Here is a 5,414-nt window from a genome sequence, read left to right as displayed (position 1 = left end):
ATCCTAGGGAAAGTGAGAACTTTCGGAGTGATCAGAAATGATCGCCATCGGTCTAGCGTTGCCAACGTAGGCCCCTTGATATTCACGACCGGACTAGAGTGGCAGCCCATCGAATATGCTGCCTTGAAGAAATTGATTGACGGCCCGACCGAGCTTCTTCTCAATTGAACCGGAAGCGCTAAACGCGTGCAAGGTGCATCGCCACACTCTAGGGTTTCTTTCGTCTCGCGGTTGAACTCCGGGTCGGTCCCAAAATCCTGAAGTTTCTGTCTAGCCCAAGCGCAAACACCCGCGCTCCCCTCTCGCCGCGGTTTCCGCTTTAGCGACGGCAAGTGCGAAACTGATCCGGGGGTCGATCCGGGGGTTAGTTTCCATTTTCCGCATAAAATTTAGCATTTTCAGGTGCTTCTGGCGGAGAGAGTGGGATTCGAACCCACGGTACGGTTTCCCGCACACACGCTTTCCAAGCGTGCGCCTTAAGCCACTCGGCCATCTCTCCGGAGGCCTTCTCTTGAAGGGGCAGGACACATTTTGCAAGGGACCGCGGGCACGCGCGCTGAAATTTCCCCAATTGTTTGAATTTATTGGATAATTTGTCACTTATGTCCGCTGGGGCAACCGCTTCGCGCTGGGCCTTGAACCGGAATCAGGTTATGGCCGACGACCATGGGGGCAACCATGGGCGGAGAACGGCATGATGATCACGCGAGCGCTTTCATTCGCCACCCTGATAGCGGCGCTGGTCGCAGGCGCCGCGGTCCCCGCTATGGCGCAATTCTGCACCCGCCAGGGCGTCGATGTGAGTTGCGACGACGGAAGGCGCGGCATCCTTTCGGGGGAAGCGATCATCTGGGCCGACGGCACGCGCTCGAGCCTGGCCTCGCCGCATCCGAGCGTCATCATCGGCAACAAATCGTCCGTCATCGTCGGAAAAGGCGTATTCGTCGGGAAGGGCAACGGCGTGGTACCGATGGAGAATCCGAGCGATCCGCGCCGGGCACGCTGTCCGGTGCTGGATGGCGTCTCCTATTGCTACTGAGCTGTTCGTGGAAGTCTCTAATGATACCGCGCGCCGTTATTGACGGAGCGTAGCGGCAACCGGGTCGGCGTATCAGCCGTGACAGGTTCCAAAGGGCCACTATCGAGCTGGCTTTCCTGCAGCGCGTCGATGAAATCGGCAAACCATTGCTGGATCGTGCCGCCGCGCAGCTTTTCCATCATCGCCTCCCAGCGCATCCGCCGTTCGGTCAGCGCCATCGAAAGCGCCGTTGAGATGGTGCGGGCCATGCCGTCGATATCGTGCGGGTTCACCAGCAATGCGGTGTCGAGTTCGTTGGCGGCGCCGGCGAATTTCGACAGCACCAGCACGCCGGGGTCGGCGGGATTTTGGGCGGCGACATATTCCTTGGCGACGAGATTCATGCCGTCCTGCAGCGGCGTCACCACGCCGACCTGCGCGGTGCGGTAAAGCCCCGCGAGCACAGCCTGGCCAAAGCCCTTGTTGAGATAGCGGATTGGCGTCCAGTCGACTTCGCCGTGGACGCCGTTGACGTCGCTCACGAGTCTCGCGACATCGCTCTGCAGATTGCCATAGGCTTCGATTGCGCCGCGCGACGGGGTCGCGATCTGCAGCAGCGACACGGTGCGCAACAGCTGCGGATGCAACGCCCACATCCGGTCGAATGCCTTGATGCGGTTGATCAGCCCCTTGGAATAATCCAGCCGGTCGACGCCAATCGCGAGCTTCTCGCCATTCAGGCTGCGCCGCAGCCGCGACACATCCGGATGGGTCGTGGCCTTGGCGGCCTGCTGGGCGAATTTCTGCGGATCGATGCCGATCGGAAATACCGCGGCGCGCGTCCGGCCATGGCGCGAGACGACGACGCCGTCCTGCACGGCGAGCCCGAGATCTGACTGCGCGTAAGCCAGGAAATTCTCGCAATCCTCTTCTGTCTGGAAACCGATGAGATCATAGGCCAGCATCGCCTCGATCAGATCCCGATGGTGCGGCACGCCTGATATCACCGAGCGCGTCGGCCACGGCGTATGCAGGAAGAATCCGATCGGCTGTGTTACGCCGAGATCACGCAGCTCGGCGCCGAGCGCGAGGAAATGATAGTCCTGAACCCAGAACGCGGAGTCCGGCTTTTTGAAGCGCAGCAATGCGCGCGCCATGAAGGCGTTCACTTCGCGATAGCTGACGTAATCGTCCTGGGAGGCGCGAATCAGATCGGCGCGGGAATGCAGCGCCGGCCACAGCGCCGAATTCGCAAAGCCCTCGTAATATCCGCCGTAATGCGCCGCCGGCAGATCGAGCATGGCAAGCGCGCCCGCGCCCAATGCTTCAATTTCGGCGAAAGGTTCCTTCAGGTTCCCGTCACGGACGCGACCGCTGGAACCGACCCAAATCGCCCCGGACTTCTCGACAACCGGCAATAAGGCCGCCGCGAGGCCACCGGTCATGGGTTCATTGGGCTTTCCGCGCGCAACGCGGTTCGAGACGACGACGAGGTTCACAGGTCCCCTCCTGTTGCTGCACTCGCGAATTAACAACCATTCATCAATATGGTTCCTGGCCAACCTTTCAACGAATTGAAACCAAATTCGGGCTGGCGCGGACGGAACTCACCTGAACTCACGAAAAAGAAAATTTTTCGCGAGATGATGGTGATGCGTCAGGGAACTGTGTTCTAAAACCGGCGCCATTTGCAAAATCGTGCACGGATCATGGCAACGCCGCGTCTCTTTCGTCGTCGAGCAGGTGCGCTAGAAACTCTCTAACATCGCTCGGCGAATCGAAATGTCCCTGCACGCCTTGCGCGCGGCGACCGACAGAGAATGCGAGACCATCGTAATCAGGCATGATGCCGAACACCGTTTCGTCGGTGACGTCGTCGCCGATGAAGAGCGGACGGCGGCCCTTGAACGGTTCGCGCGTCATCAGCTCGCGCACGCCGGTCGCCTTGGTGAAACCGGAATGCTTGATCTCGCAGACGCATTTGCCCGGCAGTATCTCGATCGGCGCGTTCGGCAAATCGGCGCGGATCAGCGACACCGCTGCATAGATCGCCTTCTCCGCATGCGGCGCCAGGCGATAATGCAGCGCCAGTGAATAGCCCTTGTCTTCCAGCAGTATTCCCGGACTGAGCTTGGCGATCGCCGCCAGGCGGCGCTTCAATTCCCTGTCCATCGGCGGCGCATGGGAATCGACCGATTCGTTGTCGGGATCGATGCGCATTTCCGCGCCATGGCCGCCGACGGCCGGGAATTGCTCCGGCGCGAAGATCAGGTCGATATCGTTGAGCGAGCGGCCGCTGACGAGCGCCAGCGCACCGTTGGTGCGAGCCAACAGCCGGTTCAGCGTCTTCGACAGCCCCGGCGGCACCCAGACCTCGCGCGGCGTCGGCATCAATTCGAGCAGCGTGCCATCGATGTCGAGCAGAATCGCGGTTTCGCTCAAATGCGGCACCAGCGAACGCGGCACCGGAACGGTTTCCGGCGCACCTTCCTCCTCGCCAACGATCTCATCTTCCAATGGCATTTCCAACAGATCCTCGTTCATCTTATCCTACTCCACAAAGGCTAGCGGTCGTGCGACAGTTTCGAGCGACTTGCGCTCGGCGGCGACGGCGTAGCGCCATGCCACGGCTGCCGCAACGACCATCAGTGCCGACCCCAACAGGTAGCCGGCGAAAACACTCGTGCGCGATCCCGTATCGATCAATGCACCAAACAAAGCAGGCCCAATTACGCCGCCAATTCCGGTGCCGATCGCATAAAACAGCGCGATCGCCAGTGCGCGCACCTCCAGCGGGAACGTCTCGCTGACGGTGAGATACGCCGCACTCGCCGCGGGCGAGGCAAAGAAGAAGATCACCATCCAGGCGATCGTCTGGGTCTGCGCGGTCAGGGCCCCGATCGAGAACAGATAGCCCGACAGCGCCAGCAGTACACCCGACACGCCATAGGTCAGCGTGATCATCTTGCGGCGGCCCAGCGTGTCGAACAGCCGGCCCAGCAGCAGCGGACCGAGAAAGTTACCCGCCGCGAACGGGAGGATATACCAGCCGACATGATTGGCCGGAATGCCGAAGAAATCGGTCAGGATCAGCGCGAAGGTGAAGAAGATCGCGTTGTAGAAGAACGCCTGCGCGACCATCAGCACGAGGCCAACCATCGAACGCTGGCGATAGACCGTCAACAGGGTGTGCGCGACTTCGCGCAGCGGCGTATGGCTGCGCATACGCAATCTGATCTTCGGCAAGACATCCTTCGTCTCATCCCGTACCTGCCCCGCCGACTTCTCGATTGCATCCACGATCGCGTGCGCCTCATCGGGACGGCCATGGATCATCAGCCAGCGTGGGCTTTCCGGAATCCACATCCGCATCACGAACACGACAAGGCCGAGGACGGCGCCGGTCATATAGGCGAGGCGCCAGCCCATATCGGGGCCGATCCACGCCGGATCGAGCAGCACGATCGCGCAGACCGCGCCGAGCGCAGCTCCGAGCCAGAAGCTGCCGTTGATGACGAGATCGGTCCAGCCGCGATAGCGCGCCGGCACCAGTTCCTGGATCGTCGAATTGATCGCGGTGTATTCGCCGCCGATCCCGGCACCGGTCAGGAATCTAAAGAGCGCATAACTTCCCACGCTCCATGAAAACGCGGTTGCCGCGGTCGCCGTGAGATAGACCGCGAGCGTGATGAAGAACAGTTTCTTGCGGCCGATCCGGTCGGTCAGCCAGCCAAAGCCGAGCGCACCGAGCACGGCGCCGGCGAGATAGGCGCTATTGGCCAATCCGACATCGAAATTCGAAAACCGAAGCGTCGGACTTTCCTTCAACGCACCGGACAAGGCGCCGGCCAGCGTGACTTCCAGCCCATCCAGAATCCAGGTGATCCCGAGCGCCAGCACGACGCGGGTATGAAATCCGCTCCAGCGCAAATCATCGAGCCGCGCCGGAATGGAAGTTTCGATGACGCGATCATTATCCTGCCGCACGGCTGCGGCGGCGGGATCATTCGCTGCCGAACGTTTCCCTGTCAGCTGCACACCCATGGGAATTGAACCAATGAAAAAACACCCGGAACGCCCCAGCCCCAAGGTTCTTTGGCCCGAATTAAGGCAGACGTGATGCCCGCCACGGGGAGACAACGTCCGCGTGGTGTCATGGTTCCCGCATTGCGGCAGGGGAGCCGTGCGGATTTAGCGCCGCGGTTCCATCGCATCATTGCGAGTCAACGGGTCGCAATGACGGAGGATAGTGCGACTCCACTCGATCCTGTCGTCGTCATGCGCGGGCAGCCACCACCATTTGTCGTCCCGGCCTTGAGCCGGGATCTACCGTGTTAGCTGTCAAGAGGCGTTAGCGCCTTTCCAAGGCTGTCCGGACCTGATTACGGCATTGGCG

At 61.0% G+C, this 5,414-nt stretch carries 4 protein-coding genes and 1 tRNA gene; 1 reads left to right on the top strand and 4 read right to left on the bottom strand.

What is annotated here, in order from left to right; all coding sequences use genetic code 11:
* Positions 1 to 409 precede the first annotated feature (409 nt).
* Positions 410 to 499: transfer RNA gene (locus tag JQ611_RS41185), tRNA-Ser, on the bottom strand.
* A 195-nt stretch (positions 500 to 694) separates the two neighbouring features.
* On the opposite strand from JQ611_RS41185, the gene JQ611_RS41180 reads away from it, so the two are divergent.
* Positions 695 to 1,039, top strand: a complete 345-nt coding sequence (locus JQ611_RS41180) for a hypothetical protein (protein ID WP_212468825.1) — start codon at positions 695 to 697, stop codon at positions 1,037 to 1,039.
* Positions 1,040 to 1,056: 17 nt separating this feature from the next.
* On the opposite strand, the gene JQ611_RS41175 is transcribed toward JQ611_RS41180, so the two are convergent.
* From JQ611_RS41175 to JQ611_RS41165, 3 genes are all read right to left on the bottom strand, one after another.
* A complete protein-coding gene (locus JQ611_RS41175) occupies positions 1,057 to 2,517 on the bottom strand; it encodes a trehalose-6-phosphate synthase (protein ID WP_212468824.1) in 1,461 nt (486 codons plus the stop codon).
* Positions 2,518 to 2,725: 208 nt separating this feature from the next.
* Positions 2,726 to 3,562, bottom strand: coding sequence for a trehalose-phosphatase (gene otsB, locus JQ611_RS41170; protein ID WP_212468823.1), 837 nt, complete (start codon positions 3,560 to 3,562; stop codon positions 2,726 to 2,728).
* A 6-nt stretch (positions 3,563 to 3,568) separates the two neighbouring features.
* Positions 3,569 to 5,062, bottom strand: coding sequence for an MFS transporter (locus tag JQ611_RS41165; RefSeq protein ID WP_212269002.1), 1,494 nt, complete (start codon positions 5,060 to 5,062; stop codon positions 3,569 to 3,571).
* Between the last annotated feature and the right edge of the window lie 352 nt (positions 5,063 to 5,414).

Origin of the sequence: Bradyrhizobium sp. AUGA SZCCT0182, assembly GCF_018130185.1 — a bacterium.
In the GTDB taxonomy this organism is placed as follows: domain Bacteria; phylum Pseudomonadota; class Alphaproteobacteria; order Rhizobiales; family Xanthobacteraceae; genus Bradyrhizobium.
This window is presented reverse-complemented; position numbering and strand designations above follow the sequence as displayed.